The sequence below is a fragment of the Mycobacterium sp. genome (genome assembly GCF_965229265.1).
GTDB lineage: Bacteria > Actinomycetota > Actinomycetes > Mycobacteriales > Mycobacteriaceae > Mycobacterium.
This window is the reverse complement of sequence record NZ_CBDDIY010000012.1, coordinates 22078-47294: the sequence shown is the minus strand read 5'-3', so window position 1 is coordinate 47294 and position 25217 is coordinate 22078. Positions and strand designations below refer to the sequence as shown.

23 protein-coding genes are annotated in these 25217 nt (G+C 67.4%); 12 read left to right on the top strand and 11 right to left on the bottom strand.

Going from position 1 to position 25217, the window contains the following annotated elements; all coding sequences use genetic code 11:
- Positions 1 to 2 precede the first annotated feature (2 nt).
- Entirely contained in the window at positions 3 to 1994 is a 1992-nt protein-coding gene (locus ADBZ9K_RS17870; protein ID WP_526622845.1) for a vWA domain-containing protein, read from the top strand.
- A gap of 401 nt (positions 1995 to 2395) precedes the next feature.
- Positions 2396 to 3646 (top strand): hypothetical protein, encoded by a 1251-nt coding sequence (locus ADBZ9K_RS17865; RefSeq protein ID WP_526622844.1) that lies wholly within the window; start codon positions 2396 to 2398, stop codon positions 3644 to 3646.
- Between the two features lie 69 nt (positions 3647 to 3715).
- On the opposite strand, the gene ADBZ9K_RS17860 is transcribed toward ADBZ9K_RS17865, so the two are convergent.
- The 7 genes from ADBZ9K_RS17860 to ADBZ9K_RS17830 form a co-directional block, all read right to left on the bottom strand.
- Positions 3716 to 4318, bottom strand: coding sequence for a DUF1707 domain-containing protein (locus ADBZ9K_RS17860; RefSeq protein WP_526622842.1), 603 nt, complete (start codon positions 4316 to 4318; stop codon positions 3716 to 3718).
- Between the two features lie 66 nt (positions 4319 to 4384).
- Positions 4385 to 5152 carry an enoyl-CoA hydratase family protein gene (locus ADBZ9K_RS17855; protein ID WP_526622841.1) on the bottom strand — a complete coding sequence of 256 codons (768 nt, stop codon included), beginning with the start codon at positions 5150 to 5152 and terminating at the stop codon, positions 4385 to 4387.
- Between the two features lie 11 nt (positions 5153 to 5163).
- A complete protein-coding gene (locus tag ADBZ9K_RS17850) occupies positions 5164 to 6330 on the bottom strand; it encodes an acyl-CoA dehydrogenase family protein (protein ID WP_526622840.1) in 1167 nt (388 codons plus the stop codon).
- Entirely contained in the window at positions 6327 to 8306 is a 1980-nt protein-coding gene (locus ADBZ9K_RS17845) for an acetyl/propionyl/methylcrotonyl-CoA carboxylase subunit alpha (protein ID WP_526622838.1), read from the bottom strand. Before ADBZ9K_RS17845 ends, ADBZ9K_RS17850 begins: the two co-directional genes overlap by 4 nt.
- Before the next feature lie 39 nt (positions 8307 to 8345).
- Complete coding sequence (locus ADBZ9K_RS17840; protein WP_526622836.1) at positions 8346 to 9941, bottom strand: acyl-CoA carboxylase subunit beta; 1596 nt, start codon at positions 9939 to 9941, stop codon at positions 8346 to 8348.
- A gap of 28 nt (positions 9942 to 9969) precedes the next feature.
- Positions 9970 to 11127 (bottom strand): acyl-CoA dehydrogenase family protein, encoded by a 1158-nt coding sequence (locus tag ADBZ9K_RS17835; RefSeq protein ID WP_526622834.1) that lies wholly within the window; start codon positions 11125 to 11127, stop codon positions 9970 to 9972.
- A complete protein-coding gene (locus ADBZ9K_RS17830) occupies positions 11124 to 12809 on the bottom strand; it encodes an acyclic terpene utilization AtuA family protein (protein WP_526624187.1) in 1686 nt (561 codons plus the stop codon). Before ADBZ9K_RS17830 ends, ADBZ9K_RS17835 begins: the two co-directional genes overlap by 4 nt.
- Positions 12810 to 13028: 219 nt before the next feature.
- On the opposite strand from ADBZ9K_RS17830, the gene rpmF reads away from it, so the two are divergent.
- From rpmF to mspA, 6 genes are all read left to right on the top strand, one after another.
- The gene (gene rpmF / locus ADBZ9K_RS17825; RefSeq protein ID WP_005139771.1) at positions 13029 to 13202 is read left to right on the top strand and encodes a 50S ribosomal protein L32; all 174 of its coding nucleotides are present in this window, start codon (positions 13029 to 13031) and stop codon (positions 13200 to 13202) included.
- Between the two features lie 82 nt (positions 13203 to 13284).
- Positions 13285 to 13971, top strand: coding sequence for a response regulator transcription factor (locus ADBZ9K_RS17820; RefSeq protein ID WP_161976425.1), 687 nt, complete (start codon positions 13285 to 13287; stop codon positions 13969 to 13971).
- Complete coding sequence (locus ADBZ9K_RS17815) at positions 13971 to 15515, top strand: HAMP domain-containing sensor histidine kinase (protein WP_526622831.1); 1545 nt, start codon at positions 13971 to 13973, stop codon at positions 15513 to 15515. The genes ADBZ9K_RS17820 and ADBZ9K_RS17815 overlap by 1 nt, the downstream gene beginning before the upstream one ends.
- 63 nt (positions 15516 to 15578) lie before the next feature.
- The gene (locus ADBZ9K_RS17810) at positions 15579 to 17015 is read left to right on the top strand and encodes a S1C family serine protease (protein ID WP_526622829.1); all 1437 of its coding nucleotides are present in this window, start codon (positions 15579 to 15581) and stop codon (positions 17013 to 17015) included.
- A gap of 50 nt (positions 17016 to 17065) precedes the next feature.
- On the top strand, positions 17066 to 17593 hold the full coding sequence (locus ADBZ9K_RS17805) for a MogA/MoaB family molybdenum cofactor biosynthesis protein (RefSeq protein WP_526624185.1): 528 nt from the start codon (positions 17066 to 17068) through the stop codon (positions 17591 to 17593).
- A 679-nt stretch (positions 17594 to 18272) separates the two neighbouring features.
- Positions 18273 to 18911, top strand: coding sequence for a porin MspA (gene mspA, locus ADBZ9K_RS17800; protein ID WP_526622827.1), 639 nt, complete (start codon positions 18273 to 18275; stop codon positions 18909 to 18911).
- A gap of 62 nt (positions 18912 to 18973) precedes the next feature.
- Here the strand turns inward: mspA and mscL are convergent, their stop codons facing one another.
- Entirely contained in the window at positions 18974 to 19429 is a 456-nt protein-coding gene (gene mscL, locus ADBZ9K_RS17795; protein ID WP_526622825.1) for a large-conductance mechanosensitive channel protein MscL, read from the bottom strand.
- A gap of 115 nt (positions 19430 to 19544) precedes the next feature.
- Between mscL and ADBZ9K_RS17790 the strand changes: the two genes are divergently transcribed.
- Entirely contained in the window at positions 19545 to 19763 is a 219-nt protein-coding gene (locus tag ADBZ9K_RS17790; RefSeq protein WP_526622823.1) for a hypothetical protein, read from the top strand.
- Positions 19764 to 19773: 10 nt separating this feature from the next.
- On the opposite strand, the gene ADBZ9K_RS17785 is transcribed toward ADBZ9K_RS17790, so the two are convergent.
- Positions 19774 to 20427, bottom strand: a complete 654-nt coding sequence (locus ADBZ9K_RS17785) for an SAF domain-containing protein (protein WP_526622821.1) — start codon at positions 20425 to 20427, stop codon at positions 19774 to 19776.
- Between the two features lie 205 nt (positions 20428 to 20632).
- Between ADBZ9K_RS17785 and ADBZ9K_RS17780 the strand changes: the two genes are divergently transcribed.
- The gene (locus ADBZ9K_RS17780) at positions 20633 to 21802 is read left to right on the top strand and encodes an EAL domain-containing protein (RefSeq protein ID WP_526622819.1); all 1170 of its coding nucleotides are present in this window, start codon (positions 20633 to 20635) and stop codon (positions 21800 to 21802) included.
- Between the two features lie 26 nt (positions 21803 to 21828).
- Here the strand turns inward: ADBZ9K_RS17780 and ADBZ9K_RS17775 are convergent, their stop codons facing one another.
- Positions 21829 to 22152 carry an FmdB family zinc ribbon protein gene (locus tag ADBZ9K_RS17775; protein WP_526622817.1) on the bottom strand — a complete coding sequence of 108 codons (324 nt, stop codon included), beginning with the start codon at positions 22150 to 22152 and terminating at the stop codon, positions 21829 to 21831.
- A 168-nt stretch (positions 22153 to 22320) separates the two neighbouring features.
- Entirely contained in the window at positions 22321 to 22914 is a 594-nt protein-coding gene (locus tag ADBZ9K_RS17770) for a 5-formyltetrahydrofolate cyclo-ligase (RefSeq protein WP_526624183.1), read from the bottom strand.
- Between the two features lie 75 nt (positions 22915 to 22989).
- Here ADBZ9K_RS17770 and ADBZ9K_RS17765 point away from each other — a divergent pair, with 75 nt between their 5' ends.
- Both ADBZ9K_RS17765 and glp read left to right on the top strand, forming a co-directional pair.
- On the top strand, positions 22990 to 23907 hold the full coding sequence (locus tag ADBZ9K_RS17765; protein WP_526622816.1) for a UTP--glucose-1-phosphate uridylyltransferase: 918 nt from the start codon (positions 22990 to 22992) through the stop codon (positions 23905 to 23907).
- 49 nt (positions 23908 to 23956) lie between these two features.
- On the top strand, positions 23957 to 25213 hold the full coding sequence (gene glp / locus ADBZ9K_RS17760; RefSeq protein WP_526622814.1) for a molybdotransferase-like divisome protein Glp: 1257 nt from the start codon (positions 23957 to 23959) through the stop codon (positions 25211 to 25213).
- The last annotated feature ends 4 nt before the right edge of the window (positions 25214 to 25217 follow it).

The window sequence follows — 25217 nt, the reverse complement described above, 5'->3', positions numbered from 1 at the left end:
CCATGACTTCTAGACACGGACGGGCGCACGACTCCCGCTACTCGGCCTACACCGGGGGACCCGACCCGCTGGCGCCGCCGGTGGATCTGCGCGACGCGCTCGAGCAGATCGGGCAGGACGTCATGGAAGGCACCTCGCCGCGGCGGGCGCTCGCCGAGTTGCTGCGCCGTGGCACCAAGGACATCAAGGGCGCTGACCGGCTTGCCGCCGAGGCAAACCGGCGACGGCGAGAACTGTTGAACCGCAACAACCTTGATGGGACCCTGCAGGAGGTGAAAAAGCTGCTCGACGAGGCCGTGCTGGCCGAGCGCAAGGAGCTGGCGCGAGCGCTCGACGACGACGCACGGTTCTCCGAGCTGCAGATCGACTCGTTGTCGCCGTCGCCGGCGAAGGCCGTCCAGGAGCTCTCGGATTACGACTGGCGCAGCCCCGAGGCGCGCCAGAAGTATGACCAGATCAAGGATCTGCTCGGACGGGAGGTGCTCGACCAGCGCTTTGCCGGCATGAAGCAGGCCCTGGAGAATGCCACCGACGAAGACCGTCAAGCGGTCAACGAGATGCTCGACGACCTCAACGACCTGCTCGACAAGCACAGTCGCGGTGCGGACACCGCCGACGATTTCGGAAACTTCATGGCCAAGCACGGCCAGTATTTTCCGGAGAACCCGCGCAATATCGAGGAGCTGCTGGACTCGCTGGCCAAGCGTGCGGCTGCCGCCCAGCGCTTCCGCAACAGCCTGTCCGCAGAGCAGCGCGCCGAGCTCGATGCCTTGGCGCAGCAGGCATTTGGCTCGCCGCAACTGATGAATGCACTCAACCGGCTCGATGCCCATCTGCAGGCGGCGCGGCCCGGTGAGGACTGGAACGGCTCGTCGGAATTCTCCGGGGACAACCCGCTCGGCATGGGGGAGGGAGCCCAGGCGTTGGCCGACATCGCCGAGCTCGAACAGCTCGCCGACCAGCTGTCGCAGAGCTACGCCGGGGCCACCATGGACGACGTCGACCTTGATGCGCTGGCTCGCCAGCTCGGCGACCAGGCGGCCGTCGACGCACGGACGCTGGCCGAGCTCGAACGCGCACTGATGAACCAGGGGTTCTTCGACCGCGGCTCCGACGGTCAGTGGCGGCTCTCGCCCAAGGCCATGCGGCAGCTCGGCCAGGCCGCGCTTCGTGATGTCGCTCAACAACTTTCGGGACGCCACGGCGAGAGGGACACCCGCCGAGCGGGCGCCGCAGGCGAACTGACCGGCGCGACGCGGCCGTGGGCGTTCGGCGATACCGAGCCGTGGAACGTCACCCGAACCCTGACGAATGCTGTACTGCGACAGGCTGGAGGGCGGGAGCGAGGCGACGGGCCGCTTCGGATCGCCGTCGACGATGTCGAGGTTTCGGAGACCGAGACCCGCACCCAGGCGGCGGTGGCGCTGCTGGTCGACACGTCGTTCTCGATGGTGATGGAGAACCGGTGGCTGCCGATGAAGCAGACCGCATTGGCGCTGAACCATCTGGTCAGCACCAGGTTTCGTTCCGACGCGTTGCAGATCATCGCCTTCGGTCGCTATGCCCGCACGGTGAGCGCAGCCGAACTCACCGGGCTCGAGGGGGTCTACGAGCAGGGCACCAACCTGCACCACGCGCTGGCGTTGGCGGTTCGGCATCTGCGCCGCCACCCCAACGCTCAGCCGGTGGTCCTGGTTGTCACCGACGGAGAGCCGACCGCGCATCTGGAGGATTTCGAGGGCCGGGGATCGTCGGTGTTCTTTGATTACCCGCCCCACCCGCGGACCATCGCCCACACGGTGCGCGGCTTCGACGAGGTCGCCCGGCTGGGAGCCCAGGTCACGATCTTTCGCCTCGGAAACGATCCCGGGTTGGCCAGGTTCATCGACCAGGTTGCTCGCCGGGTGGAGGGACGGGTGGTCGTTCCCGATCTGGACGGCCTGGGCGCGGCCGTGGTCGGCGACTATCTGCGCACGCGTCGGCGACGCCGCTGAGCGGATCGCCCGACTGGCACAGCAAACCTACTGTAGGGTCAACGCGGCTGCAGGCAGGATCTTGCGGTTACACGGACCGCGGCAAACCGCCAGAATATTGACGTCAGCGTCCCTCGGGCTGCGGGCCCAGCGAACACGTGCTAGATGCCGATAACGCGCTGGTTTCGCCACCGTAGACCGGCTACTGCACGTGCGTCGACGTCGCGTGATGGAAGTGACAGCTGCGAACTATGCTGGCGGTCAATTTAGTTCGTTCCGCTTGCTGAAGGGCAAACAGCCCCTTAGTATCTATCAGGATCTTCTAAGATTCGTATCAGCAACGCATCGAGTTCGTCACGACCTGGGCGAACCCGCATCAGCAAGGGGAATTAGCAATGGCGTCACGAACTCGGCCTTTCCTCATGACCGGCGCGGCTCTGGCTAGCGCCGCCGCGATTGTCACCGCCGCACCGGCGATCCTTCCGACCACCCACGACGTCACGGTTGCGGGTGCGCCCAGCCCCTTGCCCGTGTCAACCGCCAAGTACGCGCTGACCGCGCTCACCGACATCACCATCCAGGGCATCAACGACGCCTACTGGTTCGGCTGGGGTGGCTACGTCGGCTGCGGCACCGTCAACGCCGAGGGTAACTGCACCTACACGCCGGAGGACACCTACTACCCCGGCCTGAAGAACCTCTACGTGGCCGGAGCCCCGGGGGTTCTGTACTACCTGATCGACAACGCGGCCGAGAGCTTCCTCCCCGGGTTCAACCTGGACAATTACTACTTCGAGATCGGCGGGAACTACGGCAGCGGCATTCCCGCGGTTCTCTACGTGGGCAGCGGTGAGATCTTCGGCACCAGCTCGCCGGTCTTCCAGGCTGCTCAGGCGGTGTTCTACTACGGCATCCCGACCCTCATCAACTCGACCATCGTTGCCCTCTCGCAAGCACTTCCGACGTTCGACATCGGACCCGTCGAGGTCGGTGGCGGCATCCTGACCAGCCTGTACTTCACCGGAGCCACGCCGGACGGTTCGTTCGACTACGGCGCTCCCGGGTTGTCCGCGATCTGGAGCTACATCGCGACCTCGATCTCGGACAGCCTGCCCTCGGCGGCTGCCGCGGCCGCGTCCCTGGCTGGCGCGGCTGCGTCCATCGAGACCGCGGTCCAGACAGCCGTCGCCGATGTGCAGACTGCACTGACTCCTGGCGCTGCGACGGTGGCCACCACGGCCGCGGCCAAGTCGGCCACTGCCGAGGCGGAGCTGACGACGACAAAGACCGAGACGACCGACACCACGCCGGCGGCCGAGACGACGCCGTCCACCGAGACGACGCCGTCGACCGAGACGACGCCGTCGACCGAGACGACGCCGTCGACCGGGACCACGCCGTCCACGGGGACCACGCCGTCGACCGGGACCACGGATTCGTCGTCCACCCCGTCCGACGGCGGCACCTCCACCGGCACCCCGGCCACGCCGAAGGCGACCGGCACGGGCAGCTTCGCGAAGCCGTCGACCTCGACGACCAAGCCCGCCAAGCCGGCGAACCCGGTGGCCAAGATCAGCAAGAAGATCGCGGACGCGATCAGCGGAAAGAAGCCTAAGGCGGACTCGGCTTCGGCCGGGTCGTCCAGCTCCAGCTCGGGCGACAGCGCGAGCTGACACCCACTGCAGTAAAACCTCGGCCCCTTCCATCCGGAAGGGGCCGAGGTTTTTTCGGGCTGACGCTGGTCAGCGAGAAAGCTGTTCGGCGCCGCCAGGCTTGCGATTCTTGCGCCTGATCCCCACGCCACCCCAGAGCGAGAAACCCCGGATGGTGATCTTCGGGGCGCCGGGGGTGCCTTGTCCGTCGACATCGTGGTCGAAGCCACCCATCACACCGAGGCCACGGACCTCGACGTTGACCTCCGGCGGCAACAGGATGGTCTGCCCGCCCATGATCGAGTACGCGTGGATCTCCACGTCCGCGGAGGTGAAATCGGCGTAGCGCAGGTCGACGACACCGCCGCCGAACAAGGTGAACATCGTCATCCGCCCGGGGACATTCCACCGGCCGCGCCGCTCGAACCCGCTGAGGATGGCCAGCAGAAGCGTCTTGGGCGCTGGAGTGGATGCGCCGCGGCGGTGGGAGGTGTCGGTCGCCTCGGGCAGGTCCTCGGTGAGCCGGTCCAACTCCTCGTAGGTCTGTGCGGCATAAGCCTGTGTCAACCGGCGCTCGTACTCGTCGAGCTGCAGACGTCCCTTGGACGCTGCCTCGGTCAGTAACTGGGCGACCTGGATGCGGTCGCAGTCAGCGGCCCGGGTCGAGGCGTCCCGTGGCGTCAAATTGCTCATCGTCTACGAGGGTACGACGATGGTTCCCAACCGCAAGGCCGTTTGCTCAACTGTCACAGGAGCGTCCTACTGCCGCCAACTGGGTTGACGCTTCTGGAGAAACGCCAGCATCCCCTCCCGCGCTTCGTCGGAGACGAACAGTCGGGCCGACTCCAGGGCCAAGCGCTCGGCGTCGCGATCGAATCCCGTCAGAATGTCGGCCGTGGTCAGGGCTTTCGACGCCGCCAAGCCCTGTGGCGAGCCCCGGCCCAGATCGGCGACCACCTCGGCGACCGCCAATTCGAGGTCTTCGGCGGCGGCGGTGATCAAGCCGATCTCGGCCGCCGTCGACGCGGTGAACGTCTCACCCGTCAGGTAGTAGCGGGCAGCGGCGCGCGGCGACATCTTCGGCAACAGCGTCAGCGAAATGATCGCCGGTGCCACTCCGATACGGGCCTCCGTCAGTGCAAACGTGCTGCGCGGCCCGGCAATCGCGATGTCAGCGGCCCCGACCAGACCCAGACCACCGGCCCGGACATGACCGTCGATGGCAACTACCACCGGCAACGGCGAGGCGACGATTCCGCGTAGCACCCCGGCCAGCTCGCGGCCCCGCGCCGCGGTGCTCTCGAACGGGTCAGCGCCCGCAGCCTCGCTCAGGTCGGCCCCGGCGCAGAACGTGCCGCCGGTGTGGCCCAGCACCACCACCCGCACCGCCGGATCGGCAGCAGCCGCCCGCAGCCCGGCCTGCAGCTGCTCGACCAACCGTGTGGATAACGCGTTGCGGTTATGCGGCGAATCCAGGGTCAGCCGTGCGACCGGCCCGTCGACGGCATAGGAGACCAGGGTTTCCACGTTTGTTCCCGTCAGTACGACCGCGGCAGACCCAACGAGGTCTGCGCGATGAAGTTCAGCACCATCTCGCGGCTGACCGGGGCGATACGGGCCAGCCGGGACGCGGTCAGCGCCGCGGCGATGCCGTACTCCTTGGTCAGCCCGTTGCCGCCCAACGACTGCACGGCCTGGTCAACCGCTCGGGTGGACGCTTCTCCGGCCGCATACTTGGCGATGTTGGCGGCCTCGGCGGCCCCGAAGTCGTCGCCACTGTCGTACAGCGCGGCCGCCTTCTGCATCATCAGCTTGGCCAGCTCGATCTCGATGTAGTTCTGCGCGAGGGGATGAGCAATGCCCTGATGGGCGCCGATCGGTGTCTTCCACACCTGCCGGGTCTTGACGTAGTCGGTGGCTTTGCCGATGGCCAGGCGGCCCATGCCGACCGCGCTGGCCGCCCCCATGATCCGTTCCGGATTCAGTCCCGCGAACAGTTGGGCGATCGCGGCGTCCTCGGAGCCCACCAGGGCGTCCGCGGGCAGCCGGACGTCATCGATGAACACCTGGAATTGGTTCTCCGGGCTAACGATCTCCATGTCGATCTTGGTGAAGCTGAACCCCGGGGCGTCGGTGGGCACGATGAACAGCGCCGGACGCAGGTTGCCGGTCTTGGCCTCTTCCGTGCGTCCGACCACCAGCACCGCCTGGGCCTGGTCCACTCCCGAGATGTACACCTTCTGGCCGGACAGCACCCAGTCGCTGCCGTCCCGGCGTGCGGTAGTTGTGATGCGGTGCGAGTTCGAGCCGGCATCGGGCTCGGTGATCGCGAACGCCATGGTGATCGAGCCGTCGGCGATGCCGGGCAGCCAGCGCTGCTTCTGCTCGTCGGTGCCGAACTTGCTGATGATCGTGCCGTTGATGGCCGGTGAGACCACCATCATCAGCAGGGCGCAACCAGCGGCGGAGAGCTCTTCCATCACCAGCGCGAGCTCGTACATCCCGGCGCCGCCGCCACCAAACTCCTCCGGAAGGTTCACTCCGATGAAGCCGAGTTTTCCTGCCTCGCTCCATAATTCGTCGGTGTGCTCGCCGGCGCGCGCCTTCCCCAGGTAGTACTCCTGGCCGTACTTGGCTGCCATCGCCGAGACCGCCTTGCGCAGCTCCTGGCGCTCGGCGCTCTCGATGAAACCGATGTCGGTCACCGCTGTCCCTCCGTTTCGCTGTCCCGTTCCACCCGGGCCAGAATCGTTCCCACGTCGACCTGCTGGCCGACGCCGACGGTGAGCTGGGTCAGCACGCCATCGGCGGGTGCGGCGATGGTGTGCTCCATCTTCATCGCCTCCAGCCAGATCAGCGGCTGACCGGCCGTGACCGCCTCGCCCAGCGCGGCACCGAGCCGGATCACCGCACCGGGCATGGGTGCCAGCAGCGAACCCTTCTCCACGGCCGAACCCGGCTCGGGGAACCGGGGCGCCGCGGACAAAGCAACTGGGCCCAGCGGGGAGTCGACGAACACGTCGGCACCGTAGCGGCGCACCGCGAAGGCAGTGGCCACCCCATTGCCGTCGGCGAGAACGACCTCGTCCGGCGCGGCCGACACCAGGCTCACCCCGTCGTCATCGGGCAGGACCAGGCCGGTGCGGGTGAAACGGTAAGCGACCCGGTGTTCCTGCTCGGCGGTGCCGAGGTAAGTCTTGTGCTGGTTGCCCGACACCAGATTGCGCCAGCCGCTGGGGATCTCGGCCAGAACCGGGGCAGTGGCCCGGTTGTGGGCGGCGTCGGCTAGCGCGGCGGCCACCGCCGAGAGCCGGGTTGCGCGCGCATCGGCCAGTGGCGTTGCCAGCTCGCTCAAACCGTGCGTGTCGAAGAACGCCGTATCGGTAGCACCGTCCAGGAAGGCCTGGTGCCGAAGCACATTGACCAGCAGATCGCGGTTGGTGCCGACACCGTGTAGGCGGGTACGCGCTAGCGCGTCGGCGAGTATCTGCGCCGCGCGTCGGCGGGTCGGGGCGTAGGAGATCACCTTGGCCAGCATGGGGTCATAGTGGATCGACACCGTCGACGAATCGACAATCCCGGAATCCAACCGGATGCCGGTACCGGTGAACAGACCGAATTCGGTTGTCGTTGCGGGCACCTCGAATCGGTGCACCCGACCCGCCTGCGGCTGCCAGTTCCGTGCCGGGTCCTCGGCGTAGATCCGGGCCTCGATGGAATGCCCGTGGGCCGCGGGAGGCGCCGCGTCGAGGTGCTCACCGTCGGCCACCAGCAGTTGCAGCTCGACCAGATCCAGTCCGGTGGTCAGTTCGGTCACCGGATGTTCGACCTGCAGTCGGGTGTTCATCTCGAGGAAGAAGAACTCCCCGTCATCATCGGCCAGGAACTCCACGGTGCCGGCCCCGGTGTAGCCGATTGCCCCGGCCGCCAACCGGGCAGCGTGGAACAGGCGATCGCGCATCCCCGCCACCCGCTCGACCAACGGCGAGGGCGCTTCCTCGATGATCTTCTGGTGGCGGCGTTGAATCGAACACTCCCGCTCGCCGACCGCCCACACGGTGCCGTGCTCGTCGGCGAGCACCTGCACCTCGACATGGTGGCCGGTAGGGAGGTAACGCTCGCAGAACACCGTCGGATCGCCGAAGGCCGACTGGGCTTCCCGGCGAGCCGCCTGCACCGCATCGGGCAGCTCCGAGAGGTCGGTCACCACCCGCATGCCGCGGCCGCCGCCGCCGGCCGAGGCTTTGACCAGCACCGGCAGCTGGGCCTGGGTGACGGTCTGCGGATCGAGCTCGTCAAGGACCGGGACGCCGGCGGCGGCCATCATCTTCTTCGCCTCGATCTTGGAGCCCATCGCGGCAACCGCGGCAACCGGCGGTCCGATCCAGGTCAACCCGGCATCGATCACCATCGTGGCGAAATCGGGATTCTCGGAGAGGAATCCGTAGCCCGGGTGGATGGCGTCGGCGCCCGACGAGCGGGCCGCCGCGATCAGCTGTGCGGCATCGAGGTAGCCGGTATTGCCGTCGAGCCGCACCCGGGCGTCCGCCTCGGCGACGTGTGGCGCCTGGGCGTCGGGATCGGCGTAGACGGCCACGGTGGCGATTCCGAGCCGACGGCAGGTGGCGAAGACCCGGCGGGCGATTTCGCCTCGGTTGGCGACGAGAACTCGAGTGATCACTTCGGCCCTCCGTTCTTCGCGCAAGCGCTCATCACTAGCTCACATCCGGAAGACGCCGAAGTTCGACGTCCCCTCGATCGGTGCATTGGCTATGGCGGACAGGCACATCCCCAGCACGGTGCGGGTGTCACGGGGATCGATCACCCCGTCGTCGTAGATCCGCCCGGACAGGAACATCGGCAACGACTCCGCTTCGATCTGCGCCTCGACGGCGGCCCGAAGGGCCGCATCGGCTGTTTCGTCGACGGTCCCGCCGCGTGCCTCGGTCGCGGCGCGGTTGACGATCGAGAGCACGCCGGCCAGCTGGGCCCCGCCCATGACCGCGGATTTCGCGCTGGGCCAGGCGAATAGGAACCGCGGGTCGTAGGCCCGTCCGCACATTCCGTAATGGCCGGCGCCGTAGGAGGCACCGATCAGTAGCGAAATGTGCGGGACCCGCGAGTTGGACACGGCATTGATCATCATCGACCCGTGCTTGATCATCCCGCCTTCCTCGTAAGCCTTGCCCACCATGTAGCCGGTCGTGTTGTGCAGGAACAACAATGGTGTGTCCGCCTGATTGGCCAGCTGGATGAACTGGGTGGCCTTCTGTGACTCGGCGCTGAAGAGCACGCCGCGGGCGTTGGCCAGGATGCCCACCGGGTAGCCGTGCACGGTCGCCCAGCCGGTCACCAGCGATGACCCGTACAGGGGCTTGAACTCGTCGAAGTCGGAGCCGTCGACGACGCGGGCGATGATCTCGCGGGGATCGAACGGGATGCGCAGGTCCGCCGAGACAATGCCCAGCAGCTCCTCGGGGTCGGCCAGCGGCGGGACGACTGTGCGCGGTGTGGGTCCCTTCTTGACCCAGTTGAGCCGGGCCACCACCCGGCGCCCGATACGGATCGCGTCGAGCTCGTCGACGGCGAAGTAGTCGGCCAAACCCGAGACCCGGGCATGCATTTCGGCACCGCCCAGGGATTCGTCGTCGGCTTCCTCACCGGTGGCCATCTTCACCAGCGGCGGCCCAGCGAGGAAGACCTTCGAGCGGTCCTTGATCATCACGACGTGATCGGACATGCCCGGGATGTAGGCGCCCCCGGCGGTGGAGTTGCCGAACACCAACGCGATCGTCGGTATCCCGGCGGCCGAGAGCCGGGTCAGGTCGCGGAACATCTGCCCACCCGGGATGAAGATCTCCTTTTGGGTGGGCAGGTCCGCACCGCCGGACTCCACCAGCGAGATCACCGGAAGCCGGTTCTCAAAGGCGATCTGGTTGGCGCGCAGGATCTTCTTCAGCGTCCACGGGTTGCTCGTGCCGCCCTTGACGGTGGGATCGTTGGCGACGAGCAGGCATTCGACTCCCTCCACCACGCCGATGCCGGTGACCAGGCTGGCGCCGACCTGAAAGTCACTGCCGTAGGCGGCCAGCGGGCACAGTTCCAGGAAGGGGGAGTCCGGGTCGACCAGGAGCTCGATGCGCTCGCGGGCGGTGAGCTTGCCCCGCGCGTGGTGGCGGTCGACATACTTCTGGCCGCCGCCGGACAGTGCCTTGGCCAGCTCGGTGTCGATCTCGGCGAGCTTGGCCGCCATCGCCTCGGCCGCCTCACGGTATGCCGGCGCGGTGGGGTCCAGGGTGCTGCGTAGCTGGGTCATGGGCAATCCGCTCCGCTTGTTGCCGGCGTCATGACTGATATCCCAGCGCCTTGGCGGCCAGCCCGGTGAGGATTTCGGTAGTCCCGCCGCCGATACCGAGAATTCGCATGTCGCGGTACTGGCGTTCGACCTCGCATTCGGTCATGTAGCCCATCCCTCCGAACAGTTGTACGGCTTGGTTCGCCACCCACTCACCGGCCTCGACCGCGGTGTTCTTGGCAAAGCACACCGGGGCGATCAGATTGCTCTCGCCCGCCAGCTGGCGCTCCACCACGGTTCGTGAGTACACCCGGGCGACGTCGATCCGCCGCGCCATCTCGGCCAGGGTGTTCTGCACCGCCTGCCGAGAGATGAGCGGACGCCCGAATGTCTCGCGGTCACGGCACCACTGCACTGTCAGATCCAGGCAGCGCTGGGCCGACGAATATGCCTGGGCCGCCAGCCCGATCCGCTCGGACACGAACGCCTGCGCGATCTGGGCGAAGCCGGAGTTCAGGGCGCCCACCAGGTTCGCTGCCGGGACCCGGGCATCGCTGTAGGACAGTTCGGCGGTGTCCGAGGACCGCCAGCCCATCTTGTCCAGCCGGCGGGTGACGTCAAATCCTGGGGTGCCCTTCTCCACGACGAGCAGGGAAACTCCTGCCGCCCCGGGTAATTCCGGCCCACCGGTACGCACTGCGGTGACGACGAAGTCCGCCCGCACACCCGAGGTGATGTAGGTCTTGGCGCCGTTGACCACGAACTCGTCCCCGTCGCGCACGGCGGTGGTGCGCAGATGGCCGACATCCGACCCACCGCCGGGTTCGGTGATCGCCAGCGACCCGATGAGCTCGCCACGCAGCGTGGGCCGCACGAACTTCTCGATCAGCCGTTCGTCGCCGGAGGCGGCAATGTGCGGTACCGCGATGCCGCAGGTGAACAGCGAGGCGAAAACGCCTCCAGGAGTGCCGGCCTCGTGCAGTTCCTCGCAGATGATCAGCGAGTCGGCCGCGTCGCCACCGCCACCACCGACCGTCTCCGGCAGCTCCGCACCGAGCAGACCGGCGTCGGCGGCCCGCCGGTGCAGGTCGCGGGGCAGTTCTCCGGCGCGCTCCCACTCCGGCACGTGCGGCAGGATCTCGCGTTCGGCGAAACTGCGCACCGTCGCGCGCAGCTGCTGCCGTTCGGGGGTGTTCCAGATGCTCACGACAGGATTCCCTCCGGGATGTCGACGTGACGGCTGCGCAGCCACTCGCCGAGGCCCTTAGCCTGCGGATCGAACCGCGCCTGGTAGGCCACGCCCTGGCCGAGGATGCCCTCGATGAGGAAGTTCACCGCGCGCAGTTTCGGCAGCAGGTGCCGTGAGATTGGTAGATCCTTTGTCTCCGGCAGCAATTCGCGCAACGCATCGGTGGTCAACGCGTGCGCCAGCCAACGCCACTGCTGGTCGGTGCGCACCCACACGCCGACGTTGGCCGACCCGCCCTTGTCCCCGCTGCGCGCGCCGGCGATCACACCAAGGGGCACCCGCCGGGTCGGCCCGGGGGCGAGTGGTTCGGGTAGCGGCGGTGCGTCCGGCTCGATGAGCTCGAGGGTCTCGTCGGCGACCGCGATGGTGCTGCGAGACCCGTCGGGGTGCACCGCAACCTGCGTGACCGCGTCGGCGGGCACGTAGCCGGCAGTGAACACGCCATAGACCTGGGCGTCACCCGGAGGGGCGGTGGAAGTGAAGCCGGGGTAGGACGCCAGCGCGAGTTCGACTGCCGCCGAGGAAAATTGACGGCCGACCTGCATAGGGTCGGGATCGCGAACGACACAGCTCAGCAGCGCGCTTGCCGCCTCCTCGGTGTCGGCGTCGGCCTGATCGGTGCGCGCCAGCGTCCATGCCATCTCGGCGGGCGAGACGGCAAGTGCCGACTCCAGCTGAGTGCGCACCAGCTTCGCCTTGGCGTCGATGTCCAGGCCGGTCAGGATGAAGGTCACCGCGTTGCGGAAGCCGCCGATGCTGTTCAACGACACCTTCAGGGATGGAGGCGGCGGCTCGCCCCGCACCCCGCTGAGCCGTACCCGGTCGGGGCCGTCATCGCTCACGGCGATGGTGTCGAAGCGGGCCGTGACGTCGGGATTGGCGTAGCGGGCGCCGCCGATCTCATAGAGCAGCTGCGCGGTCACCGTGCCGATGCTCACCTGTCCACCGGTACCCGGGTGCTTGGTGATCACCGCGGAGCCGTCGTCGTAGACCTCGGCCAGCGGGAACCCGGCGTGACCCAGATCGGGGACTTCGGTGAAGAAGGCGTAGTTGCCGCCAGTGGCTTGCGCCCCGCATTCGATGACATGGCCGGCCGCCACCGCGCCGGCCAGCCGGTCGTAGTCGTGGCGCCCCCACCCGAAATGCGCCGCGGCCGGGCCGACCACCACGGACGCGTCGGTGACCCGGCCGGTCACCACGACGTCGGCCCCGGCCCGCAGGCAGTCGGCGATGCCCCATGCGCCGAGATAGGCATTGGCGGTCAGCGGCGAGCCCAACCCGAGCTCGGCGGCGCGGGGGAGGACGTCGTCGCCTTCGACGTGGGCGACCTTCGTCGGGATGCCCAACCGGCCGGCCAGATCGCGGACCGCATCGGCCAGGCCGGCGGGATTGAGGCCGCCGGCGTTGGCGACGATCCGCACACCGCGGTCGTGGGCGAGTCCGAGGCACTCCTCGAGCTGAGTCAGGAAGGTCTTGGCGTAGCCGCGCTCGGGGTTCTTCATCCTGTCCCGGCCCAGGATCAGCATGGTGAGTTCGGCCAGGTAATCCCCGGTCAGGAAATCCAGCGCACCGCCGGTCAGCATTTCGCGCATCGCGGCGATGCGGTCGCCGTAGAAGCCCGAGCAGTTGCCGATCCGCACCGAATCCACCACGCGCGCTCTCTCCTCATCGACGGCCAACCAACCGGTAGGTTACGTGCTGCAGCCCGTGATCAGTCAAGGGTTCGAGGTCCGCCGGGTCGCAGATCCCGGGCGTTTTGGAGCCGACCCAGGTGAGCGGCTATCCTGAAGTGCAATTGTTGGCCGCCGGCGTTTGAACATTCCTGCGCGGCGACACCCCTGATCAAGGAGAAGCACGTCATGGCTGTGCCCAAGCGCAGAATGTCGCGCGCGAACACCCGCAGTCGGCGCGCGCAGTGGAAGGCCGAGGCCACCGGTTTGGTCAATGTCTCCGTCGGCGGTCGCCAGCACAAGGTGCCGCGGCGCTTGCTCAAGGCAGCGCGGCTCGGCCTGATCGATCTCGACAAGCGCTGACACCGGTCTTTGACCACAAATTGCCTGCTAGTGCGGCGTGCCTCTCAGCCCAATCTCAGGCGTTGGGTTGACACTGGTGGCCGTGCGAATCCTTGTTGTCGATGACGACCGCGCGGTGCGCGAGTCGTTGCGTCGGTCCCTGTCGTTCAACGGCTATTCGGTAGATCTGGCCCAGGACGGCGTCGAAGCTCTCGATGCGATCGCCAACGAACGCCCCGATGCCGTCGTCCTCGACGTGATGATGCCGCGGCTGGATGGCCTCGAAGTATGCCGTCAGCTGCGCAGTACGGGCGACGATCTGCCGATCCTGGTGCTGACTGCCCGCGACTCGGTGTCCGAGCGGGTCGCCGGGCTTGACGCCGGCGCCGACGACTACCTGCCCAAGCCGTTCGCACTGGAAGAGCTGCTGGCCCGGATGCGGGCGCTGTTGCGCCGGACCGGACCCGAGGATCAGTCCGACTCGGCGGTGATGACGTTCTCCGACCTGACGTTGGATCCGGTGACCCGTGAGGTGCATCGCGGCAAACGGGCGATCAGCCTGACCAGGACCGAGTTCGCCCTGCTGGAAATGCTGATCGCCAATCCCCGTCGGGTGCTGACCCGAAGCCGCATCCTCGAGGAAGTGTGGGGTTTCGACTTCCCGACCTCGGGTAATGCGCTCGAGGTCTACGTCGGCTATCTTCGCCGGAAGACCGAAGCAGAAGGAGAACCGCGGCTGATCCACACCGTGCGTGGTGTGGGTTACGTGCTGCGTGAGACACCACCCTGATGTCACCGCTGAGGCGGCGTGCGCGAGGTGCGCGGGCGCCCGAACAACCGACCACATCGCTGTCGTTGCGATGGCGCGTGATGTTGCTGGCCATGTCGATGGTGGCCATGGTCGTGGTGTTGATGGCCGTGGCGGTCTATGCGGTCGTATCGGCCGCGCTCTACACCGACATCGATAACCAGTTGCAGAGCCGGGCACAGCTGCTCATCGCCAGCGGCTCGCTGGCCGCCGACCCCGGCAAGGCGATCGAGGGCACCGCCTATTCGGACGTCAACGCGATGCTGGTCAACCCGGGCCGGTCCATCTATACGGCGAATCAACAGGGTCAGACCCTGCCGGTCGGCCAACCGGAGAAGGCCGTCATCCGTGGCGAGCTGTTCATGTCGCGGCGCACGGTGGCCAATCAGCGGGTGCTGGCAGTGCACCTGCCCAACGGAAGTTCGCTGCTGATTTCCAAGAGCCTGGCACCGACTAACGCGGTCATGACCAAGCTGAAGTGGGTGCTGCTGGCGGTGGGCGGCATCGGGGTGGTGATCGCCGCGATCGCCGGCGGGATGGTGGCGCGCACCGGCCTGAGACCGGTGGCCAAGCTCACCGAAGCGGCCGAGCGGGTGGCCCGCACCGATGATCTGCGGCCCATCCCGGTGTTCGGCAGCGACGAGCTGGCCAGGCTCACCGAGACGTTCAACACCATGCTGCGGGCGCTGACCGAGTCGCGCGAGCGGCAGGCCCGGCTGGTCGCCGACGCCGGCCACGAGTTGCGTACGCCACTGACCTCACTGCGCACCAACGTCGAACTTCTGATGGCCTCGATGCAACCGGGTGCTCCGCGCCTGCCGGAGAACGAAATGGCCGATCTGCGTACCGATGTGATCGCCCAGATCGAGGAATTGTCCACTCTGGTGGGCGATCTGGTCGACCTCACGCGTGAGGATGCCGGCGGCGTCGTGTACGAGGCCGTCGACATGAGCGACATCATCGACCGGAGCCTGGAACGAGCCCGGCGCCGGCGCAACGACGTTCAGTTCGACGTCGACGTCATCGGCTGGCAGGTCTACGGAGACCCCGCCGGTCTGTCGCGCGCGGTGCTCAACCTGATGGACAACGCCGCGAAGTGGAGCCCGTCCGGTGCCCATGTCGGGGTCCTGCTGCGGCAGGTGGATGCGGCCCACGCCGAACTCGTGGTGTCCGATCACGGCCCGGGCATCCCGCCCCAGGAGCGGGGGCTGGTGTTCGAGCGGTTCTACCGGTCGGCGTCGGCGCGTGCCATGCCCGGTTCGGGTCTGGGGCTGGCGATCGTCAAGCAGGTCGTGGTCAAACACGGCGGCATGATCCGCATCAGCGACACGGTGCCCGGTGGGCAGCCGCCGGGTACGTCGTTCTACGTCTTGCTGCCGGGCCGGCCGATCGCCTCGACGTCCTATGCCGATGATTCCGCTGAGGGCGAAATCACCGCGAAAATCGCCGTGACCAACGGTGATCGGAAGATCTCGGCGAAAAAACCATCGACTGCACCGAGTGTTGTCTCAGACGATTCTCAGTAGCACCAGGCAGGCTGAGAGCACCATCTTTGTGCATCTCGTGGAGAGAAAGAGCTACTTGACGACATGACCGACCAACCGAGGTACTCGCAGCCGCAGCAGCCCGGCCACCCAGGGCCGAATCCGCATGCGGCACCGGGGTATTCCCAGGTGCCCCGCCAGGCCGGTTATCAGCAGCCCTACGACTGGCGCTATGCGACCCAGCAGCAGCCGCAACCGCAGTTCCGGCCGCCGTACGACCCGTACCACGCTGTGCGTCAAGGGAATCCGCCGACCGCCCCGAACATGGGGCCGATGCCGGTCCGACGGCGTTCGCGGGCGGGCGCGTTGATGGCGGGCGCCCTGGCGATCGCCGTCGTTTCGGCCGGTGTGGGTGGCACCGTGGTCTTGCTCGCTCATCCGGACCGCCAGCCGGTTGCCTCGGTGAATGCGGGGGCACCGAACGGGCCCGCCAATATCCCGGCGGCCAACTTGCCGGTCGGATCGGTCGAACAGGTTGCGGCCAAGGTGGTGCCCAGCGTGGTCAAGCTCGAGACCGAGTTCGGCCGCCAGTCCGAGGAGGGGTCGGGGATCATCCTGTCCGCCGACGGACTGATACTGACCAACAACCACGTCGTCGCCGCCGCCAAGGGCGACGGCGGCCCGCCCCCGGCCGCACCGCCGGCGATCCCGGGGCTTCCGGGTGGCCCGTCCGGGCCGGGTGCGGCCACCCCGCCGGGCGCCCCTGCTGCCGGCGGTGCGCCGACCACGACCGTCACCTTCGCCGACGGTCGCACCGCACCCTTCACCGTGATCGGCACCGATCCCGCCAGTGACATTGCTGTTGTCCGTGCCCAGGGCATCTCCGGATTGACTCCGATCAGCCTGGGCTCCTCGGCCAACCTGCGGGTCGGTCAGGACGTGGTGGCGGTCGGCTCGCCGCTGGGCCTGGAGGGAACCGTCACCACCGGTATCGTCAGCGCGCTGAATCGGCCGGTGGCCACCGGCGGCGACGCCAACAACCAGAACACCGTGCTGGATGCCATCCAGACCGACGCCGCGATCAACCCCGGAAACTCCGGCGGTGCGCTGGTGAACATGAGCGGTGAGCTGGTGGGGGTGAACTCCGCGATCGCGACGCTGGGGGGCGATTCTCCAGACGCCCAGAGTGGTTCGATCGGGCTGGGCTTCGCGATCCCCGTCGACCAGGCCAAGCGGATCGCCGATGAGTTGATCAGCACCGGTACGGCCTCGCACGCCTCACTGGGGGTGCAGGTCAGCAACGACACCACTGCTCATGGGGCGAAGATCGTCGACGTGACCAAGGGGGGCGCCGCCGCGACGGCAGGGCTGCCCAACGGCGTCGTGGTCACGAAAGTGAATGACCGGGTGATTGGCAGCGCCGATGCCCTGGTCGCCGCCGTCCGGTCGCGCGCGCCCGGGGAACAGGTGACGCTGACCTACACCGATGCGACCGGAGCTGCCAAGACCGTGCAGGTCACCCTCGGAAAGGCAGCCCAGTGATCCGCGTGGTGAGTGAACATCCGATAACGCTGACCAGCACGACTGCCATCATGTCGGCGGGCGGATATACGGTGACAGCCATGGAACAGCCAGGGGAGCTGGTGGGGCGTGCCCTCGTCGTCGTCGTCGACGATCGGACGGCCCACGGCGATGAGGAGGACCACAGCGGTCCGTTGGTCACCGAACTGCTCGCCGAGGCGGGATTCGTGGTGGACGGCGTGGTCGTGGTTTCCGCCGACGAGGTGGAAATCCGCAATGCGCTCAACACCGCCGTTATCGGTGGGGTTGACCTGGTCGTGTCGGTGGGTGGCACCGGTGTCACGCCGCGTGACGTCACCCCGGAAGCCACCAGGACGATCCTCGATCGTGAGCTACTCGGTATAGCTGAGGCCCTGCGCGCCTCCGGGCTGTCGGCCGGGATCACCGATGCCGGCCTCTCCCGTGGGCTGGCCGGGATTTCGGGTAGCACGCTGGTCGTGAACATCGCAGGATCGCGCTACGCCGTCCGTGACGGCATGGCGACGCTGAATCCGCTGGCCGCCCATGTCATTGGCCAGCTGTCCAGCCTGGAGATCTAGGTAGGCCCCACAGCGGGCACGTCCGGGCGTCGCATAGGCGGCGTACCGTCGATTAAGAGCGCCACATATCGGGTCGGAGGCGTTGTGTTAACACTCTGTGAACTGCACAAACATCAAGATTGTGATCTTAGTCACAATTCGGCGGGGTTGTGATGAGTAACGCGCGTCACGATCGAAACGCAGTTAACAAGATCTTCGGTTCAGAACTGCCGCAGGAGTCCGCGGACGAACGGGATCCGGACCTTGGGCGCGACGTCGCGGACCGCGACGATTGGTTGAGGGATAACGTTCCGCCCCATCACCATTGATGATTCGCACAAGGTGATCGCGTGCGTAACGCGGTGCGGGCACTGTTCGGACACTTTGCCGAGCGTTCACGAACCGGTTGCCATGGCCCCGGGAGGGCCGTCCGGGCTTCGGATTCCGGTTAACCCGGGGCGCTCTCTCAGCAAACTTCCCACCGCAAACACCGTTTCGCCGCACCGCGACCCTATGTGTTGCCGCCCGGATGCCATCCCGTTATGTTCCTCGTGTCAACGATGAGCAGAGCGTAAGAGCAGGCTGTGAGGACTCTCATTGAACTGCCGAACGCCGTGTGCGGTGTCAGCATGTTGGGACCCGAGCACGAACCACAAACTCGGTGGACCCCCCGGTCACCGACGACACAGCTAGGGAGAACATGAAGGTAATCGGTCGGGTACTGGTGGCGATGATCGCCGCGGTCGCGGCGTTGTTCGTCGGGACAGGTACCTCGCACGCAGGTTTGGACAATGAGCTGAGTCTGGTCGACGGCGGTGGCCGCACGATGACGATTCAGCAGTGGGACACCTTCCTCAACGGCGTGTTCCCCCTGGACCGCAACCGGCTGACCCGGGAGTGGTTCCACTCCGGCAAGGCCGTCTACAGCGTCGTCGGCCCGGGTGCCGATGAGTTCGCGGGCACGTTGGAGCTGGGCTACCAGGTCGGCTTCCCGTGGTCGCTGGGTGTGGGCATCAACTTCAGCTACACCACGCCCAACATCCTGCTCGACGACGCCAACATCTCCCCCACGGGCTTCAACCCGCTGGGCTCGGTGATCACCCCGAACCTGTTCCCGGGTGTCTCGATCTCCGCTGACCTGGGCAACGGCCCCGGCATCCAGGAAGTCGCCACCTTCTCCGTCGACGTCTCGGGCCCCAACGGCTCGGTGGCGGTGGCCAACGCCCACGGCACCGTGACCGGTGCGGCCGGCGGCGTGCTGCTGCGCCCGTTCGCCCGGCTGATCTCCAAGGCCGGCGACAGCGTCACCACCTACGGCGAACCCTGGAACATGAACTGACTCCCTAAGCACGTCAACAAAACGGCCCCCGGCGCAAGCCGGGGGCCGTTTTGCGTGCGCGCTCAGTCTCGGTCGGCGCTGGTGGTCTCGGCGGTGTCGGGGCTGGGGCCGGTGCCCGGTCCGGTGACCTTCTTAGGCGTGCCGCTCGCGTCGGCCAGCAGATCGCGGATTTCGGTGAGCAGGCTCAGCTCGGTGTCGCCGGCCTGCTCGACCTCGCCCTTCTTGCGAAGCCGGTTATAGGGCAGCACGACGAGGAAGTACACCACCGCGGCGACGAGGACGAAGTTGATCAAAGCCGTGACCAGAATGTTCAGGTCAATCGCCTGCCCGCCACCGATTCCGATGCGCAGGATGCCGTAGTCGGTGTTCTTGCCCGCGCCGATGCGACCGATCAGGGGCTGGATGATGCTGTCGGTGAACTTGGTGACCAGCCCGGTGAATGCGCTACCGATGACCACCGCCACCGACAGGTCAACGATATTGCCGCGGGAGAGAAACTCCTTGAAGCCCTTCAACACGGTTGTGCCCTTCCTGGTTGCGCGTCGTTCGCGGAGATCTCGAAGGGTAGTACGGCCTACCGGGTCGGCAGAGGAGCTGTTAGCTTGGCCGTGGGGCCAGTGGAAGGGATTGCACATGGGGAGTCGACCCGCAGTCAGGACCGCATCGACCGCCGCGGTCCTGGTCGGTGCACTGGCACTGGCCGCCGGTATCGCTGCCGCTGCACCCACGCCCACGCCGGCTCCGGGACCGGTCGCCACCTCGTCGCCGGATGAGATTGCCGACATGGTGATGGACGCAATCCAGCAGTCGGCGACGCCACCCACCACGCCGGTGCCCGCGCCGCCGAACTGACCGCCGACGATCAGTGCATCGTGAGCGTGACGGTCTGCACCAGCGTCGCGCCGGCCACCGCGTTGGCAGCAGCCGCCGGCAAGGCCACCAGCACCACCCGATCGTCCCCGGCGCCTGCGGACTTCTGCTTGGCCGAGACCAGCACGACGATGGCGTTGGTGGCCAGCACCGCCGGCTCGGACTCGGCGTCCGCCGCAACCGCCCCCAACACGTCGACGACGTCGCCGGAACGGATGAGGTCAAGCACGGCCGTATCGGCAAGGTGCAACGGCACCACCCGCGCATTGGGACCAGCGGTGAGCCCGGCCAGGCGTGGCCCGAGCACGCGCGCATCGGTCAGCACTTCGCCGCGGCGGGCGGGGCCGGCCAGGGTTGCGCCGACGACGGCGGCGACCGTCGTCTGGGCGCCATCGGGAATGGTTGTGGCGGAACGTTTCTCGACCCTGAGGTCGGTGGCAGACAATGCCACCCCCGGGCTGAGATCGTGGGCGGCCACCACCACGTCGGATTGCCGGTCGGCGGGGTCGGGCCGCAGCGCGGCGATCCCGGCAAGGATCACGAGCCCGCCGGCGGCAAGCCGTCGCGCCAACAAGGTTCGGGTGACGTCGGGTCGTAGCAGCTGCCGGATTCGGTTGCCCAGAGTGGGATTGAGCCCCTCGTGCATCCCGTCACCGTAGAACGTCCGTCGACGTCGGGGACTCGCGCTGCGTGGCCCCCTGTTGATAAGTGGCAGAATCGAGGACGGCAGCTGCCCGATCGTCGTGCGGGGCGGGGTCGGGATTTGGTGGTTTCGGCGTTGCGCGCCGGCATTGGCTGTACTTTCGTTGACACTCGGTTCCGACCGACGGGGTGTGTGAGGAGTCGCATCTGTGCTCGCCGACGAACTCATCGCGCACGACCTGTCCACCGCGCTGACCGACGGCAGGGTGGAGCCGTTCTTCCAGCCGATCGTGTCCCTCGACGATGGACACATTCTGGGCTTCGAAGTTCTTGCCCGCTGGGATGATCCGGTTCACGGGTTCATCAGCCCGGAGCGATTCATCCCGATCGCCGATCGTTTCGGTCTGCTCGACCGCCTGCTCGACCAGTTGATGCGCAGCGCATTTCGGGCCGCGGCGGACTGGCCGCACAGTATCTTTCTCGGCTTCAACGTATCTCCCACGCAGCTGCGTGACGCGGATCTGGCGACCAGGATCGCGCAGGCGGCAACCGATGCGTTGTTTCCCTTGAACCGCGTGCACATTGAAGTCACCGAGTCCGGATTCATCGACGATCTGACCCAGCCGCGGCAAACGCTCGAACAGCTGATGAGCCTCGGGTGCCTGATCGCGATGGATGATTTCGGTACCGGCTATTCCAGCCTGACCTGGCTTAGCACCTTGCCGTTCTCCAAGCTCAAGATCGACGCCAGCTTCGTGATGGCGATGGCCGATCACCGGCAGAGTCGCAAGATCGTCGCCGCGGTGGTCAGCCTCGGCCACAGCTTGGGGCTTGCAGTGGTGGCAGAAGGCGTCGAGACCACCCAGCAAGCGGATCTACTCAAGGGCATGGGGTGCAAGCTGGCCCAGGGCTACCTGTTCGGTCGACCGACCCCCGCGGGGCGGGTGCCCGAGGTCCTGGCTGACGACCCGGCCACCAAAGACGCCGACTCATCGGCGCCGATGTCGGTGGAACTGCGTGCGCAACGGCTTTCCGACGCGTACGACGCGGACGCGGCGATCGCGTTCGTCGATCCGGCCGGCACCGTCGTCGCGTCGAGCACCGCGTTCGATCAGACGATGGACGTCGGTCGAGGCGAAGCGACGGGTAGGCACATCTGGGAGTTGCTCGGTGTCCCGCCCGAGACGTTCGCCGAGGTCCGCGCCACGGACCTGCTTGGTCAGGCTTTTCCGGCAATCGAAGACGCCACAGCCGGCGGCGTGGTGTCTCAGATCCTGATTCGTCCGGTCCGGGATTGCAGCAGCGAATTACTCGGATACTCGATCGAGTTCGGACCCAGGCAACCTGATTCGGTCTCGGCCGTCTCGGTGCCGGACTGACTGCGGTACGGCGGCGGGCTGACGGCCTAGCTTGAGGCTGCCGCGGCCGGCGCCGAGGTGCTCGAACTCGAGGTGCTCGAGGAGCTGGAAGACGAATCGCTGGAGCTGGACGACTTCTCCGAACTCGAAGACGACGACGAGGAGTCGGACTTGCTGGTGGTGGTCTTGGTCGACTCACGGCTGTCGGTGCGGTAGAAGCCGCTGCCCTTGAATACGACGCCCACCGAATTGAACATCTTGCGCAGGCGACCGGAGCACTGCGGGCACGTGGTCAACGCGTCGTCAGTGAACGCCTGCACCGCGTCGAAGCGGTTGTCACACTCGGTGCACGCGTAGCTGTAGGTCGGCACATGAACCTCCGGAACGAAGCTGAGTCTCTTAGCACTCTATCGTGCCAAGTGCTAGAACCGCCATGTGGCGCGTATCATTCCCGCAACGTGGCCCGGGTGGGGGCGGCGACGAAATGCAAGAAAAGGGTGTTCGAGGGGGAAGCTCGGGTGCAAGGTAGGCCGATGGCCTCACGTCGCGTCGGCCAGCGCAATCAGGCCGCGTCTGGGAGTCAGTGCGTGGGTGACGCGCACGTCATGAGGTTCGTGAGGCAACTCGTCGAAGACCTCGGCGTCGCGAACCACGGCCACCAGCCTGGCCCCGGGCCTGCACAACGGCAACGACCTGTCGTAATACCCGCCGCCGCGGCCCAGCCGGACGCCGTGGCCGTCGACTGCCAGCGCCGGTACCAGGACCACGTCGGCCTGTGTCACCGCCGGGGCGTCCAACCACGGTGGGGGCGGCTCGAGCAGCCCGAACCGGGCGGCGACCAGAGTGCCCGGAACGTAGGCTCCCCACAGCAGGGCCAGCGGCTCGCCGCCGGAGCCGGAACGGGTTACCGGCAGCAGTACCCGCGCGCCCAGCTCTTGCAGCCGGTCCACCATCGCCGGGGAACCGGGTTCGGATCCTGTGGGCATGTAGGCGCAGACGGTGTCATCGGCCCCGACGACCTCGGTGAGGTGGTCGGTCAACGCCCGCGCCTCGGCCGCGCGGACGGCGTCGGAGAGCGCCCGGCGCGCCGCCAACAGCGCTTTCCTGCGTTGAGCTTTCGTCCCGGCGAGCACGCCGTCCACCATGTCAGCGCGCAAGTCCATTGCGCCAGAGCGAAGGGCCACCATGTTGCCGATAGGGTGTGAACGATGACGCCCCAGGTTCCGATCCCGCGTACCGCGATCGTTCCTGCGGCCGGGCTGGGGACCCGCTTTCTGCCCGCGACCAAGACCGTGCCCAAGGAATTGTTGCCGGTCGTGGACACCCCGGGCATCGAGCTGGTCGCCGAGGAAGCCGCCGAAGCGGGCGCCGAACGACTGGTGATCGTCACCTCCGAGGGCAAGGACAGCGTCGTCGCCCACTTCGTCGAGGACCTGGTGCTCGAGGGCACGCTGGAGGCCCGCGGCAAGAAGGCGATGCTGGAGAAGGTGCGCCGCGCGCCCGCGCTGATCAAGGTCGAGTCGGTGGTGCAGGCCGAACCACTGGGCCTGGGGCATGCGGTCAGTTGCGTGGAGCCGGTGCTCTCGCCCGACGAGGACGCGGTGTCGGTACTGCTGCCCGACGACCTGGTGCTGCCCACCGGCGTGCTCGAGATCATGGCCAAGGTCAGGGCCAAGCGGGGCGGCACGGTGCTCTGCGCCATCGAGGTGTTGCCGGAGGAGATCAGCGCCTACGGTGTCTTCGACGTGGAGACGGTGCCCGACGCGGCCAACCCGAACGTGCTCAAGGTCAAGGGCATGGTCGAGAAACCCAACCCCGAGGACGCGCCGTCGCTGTTCGCCGCCGCCGGGCGCTACATCCTGGATCGGGCGATTTTCGACGCCCTGCGCCGGGTCGAGCGCGGGGTCGGCGGGGAGATTCAGCTCACCGACGCCATCGAGTTGCTGATCAAGGAAGGTCACCCGGTGCACGTGGTGATCCATCGCGGCTCTCGACACGACTTGGGAAATCCCGGCGGCTACCTCAAGGCTGCGGTTGACTTTGCATTAGCTCGTGACGACTATGGCCCGGACTTGCGGCGATGGTTGGTAGCGCGACTAGGCCTGGCCGAACAGACCAAACAGTAGGAGCTGCGGCGGGCCCGCGCGACCAGGGCTCGAGGCAGAAAGGCGCACGGTGCGTTCGGTAGAAGAACAGCAAGCCAGGGTGGCGGCTGCCGCTGTGGCGCCGCGACCGGTTCGAGTGCCGATCGCCGAGGCCCAGGGCCTGATGTGCGCCGAGGAAGTGATCACCGAGCACCCGCTGCCGGGCTTCGACCAAGCCGCCATCGACGGGTACGCGGTGCGCAGCGTCGACGTACAGGGCATCGGCGCCGACGGCGACGACGAGTCCGGCGGCGGTGCGATCAGCCTGCCGGTGATGGGCGTCATCGACGCGGGAGCGCGCACACCGAGCCGGCTGCAGCCCAAACAGGCCGCGCGGGTCCAGACCGGTGCGCCGATGCCGACGCTCGCCGACGCCGTCCTGCCGTTGCGCTGGACCGACGGAGGTCAGGCCCGGGTGCGGGTGCTGCGCGGCGTTCGATCCGGGGCCTACGTGCGTCGCGCCGGCGACGACGTGCAGCCCGGTGACGTCGCCGTGCGGGCCGGCGCGATTATCGGAGCCGCCCAGGTGGGCTTGCTGGCGGCGGTCGGCCGCGAGCGGGTGCTGGTGCATCCCCGGCCCCGGGTCAGCGTGCTCAGTGTGGGCGGCGAGCTGGTCGACATTTCCCGGACCCCGGGCAACGGCCAGGTCTATGACGTCAACTCCTATGCCATCGCCGCGGCTGCGCGGGACGCCGGGGCGGAGGTGAACCGGCTTGGCATCGTCAGCACCGATCCCAAGGAACTGCGCGAGGTGGTCGAGGGCCAGCTCAACCGGGCCGAGCTCGTCGTGATCGCCGGCGCGGTCGGCGGGGCGGCCGCCGAGAGCGTGCGGACGGTGCTGTCCAAGCTCGGTGAGATGGAAGTCGCGCGCATCGCGATGCATCCGGGCTCGGTGCAGGGCTTCGGGCAGCTGGGGCGCGAAGGCGTGCCGACGTTCCTGCTGCCCGCCAATCCGGTCAGCGCTCTGGTGGTGTTCGAGGTGATGGTTCGACCGCTGATCCGGCTTTCGCTGGGGAAGCGTCAGCCGATGCGGCGTGTCGTGCAGGCCCGGGCGTTGTCGCCGATCTCGTCGGTCGCCGGTCGCAAAGGCTTCCTACGTGGCCAGCTCATGCGCGACCAGGACACCGGTGAATACCTGGTGCAGGCGCTCGGCGGAGCGCCGGGTGCCTCGTCGCATCTACTGGCCACACTGGCCGAGGCGAACTGCCTGGTGGTGGTCGCCAGTGAAGTCGACGAGGTTCGTACCGGTGAGGTCGTCGACGTCGCCTTCCTGGCTCAGCGCGGCTGATCCC

Bases quoted from the DNA above. Each gene is read 5' to 3' on its own strand.
- ADBZ9K_RS17805 (WP_526624185.1), top strand. From the start codon at position 17,066: ATGTCGGCGGGCGGATATACGGTGACAGCCATGGAACAGCCAGGGGAG.
- ADBZ9K_RS17810 (WP_526622829.1), top strand. From the start codon at position 15,579: ATGACCGACCAACCGAGGTACTCGCAGCCGCAGCAGCCCGGCCACCCA.
- ADBZ9K_RS17765 (WP_526622816.1), top strand. From the start codon at position 22,990: ATGACGCCCCAGGTTCCGATCCCGCGTACCGCGATCGTTCCTGCGGCC.
- ADBZ9K_RS17840 (WP_526622836.1), bottom strand. From the start codon at position 9,941: ATGACCCAGCTACGCAGCACCCTGGACCCCACCGCGCCGGCATACCGT.
- ADBZ9K_RS17815 (WP_526622831.1), top strand. From the start codon at position 13,971: ATGTCACCGCTGAGGCGGCGTGCGCGAGGTGCGCGGGCGCCCGAACAA.
- ADBZ9K_RS17790 (WP_526622823.1), top strand. From the start codon at position 19,545: ATGGGGAGTCGACCCGCAGTCAGGACCGCATCGACCGCCGCGGTCCTG.
- mspA (WP_526622827.1), top strand. From the start codon at position 18,273: ATGAAGGTAATCGGTCGGGTACTGGTGGCGATGATCGCCGCGGTCGCG.
- ADBZ9K_RS17785 (WP_526622821.1), bottom strand. From the start codon at position 20,427: ATGCACGAGGGGCTCAATCCCACTCTGGGCAACCGAATCCGGCAGCTG.
- ADBZ9K_RS17870 (WP_526622845.1), top strand. From the start codon at position 3: ATGACTTCTAGACACGGACGGGCGCACGACTCCCGCTACTCGGCCTAC.
- ADBZ9K_RS17860 (WP_526622842.1), bottom strand. From the start codon at position 4,318: ATGAGCAATTTGACGCCACGGGACGCCTCGACCCGGGCCGCTGACTGC.
- rpmF (WP_005139771.1), top strand. From the start codon at position 13,029: ATGGCTGTGCCCAAGCGCAGAATGTCGCGCGCGAACACCCGCAGTCGG.
- ADBZ9K_RS17865 (WP_526622844.1), top strand. From the start codon at position 2,396: ATGACCGGCGCGGCTCTGGCTAGCGCCGCCGCGATTGTCACCGCCGCA.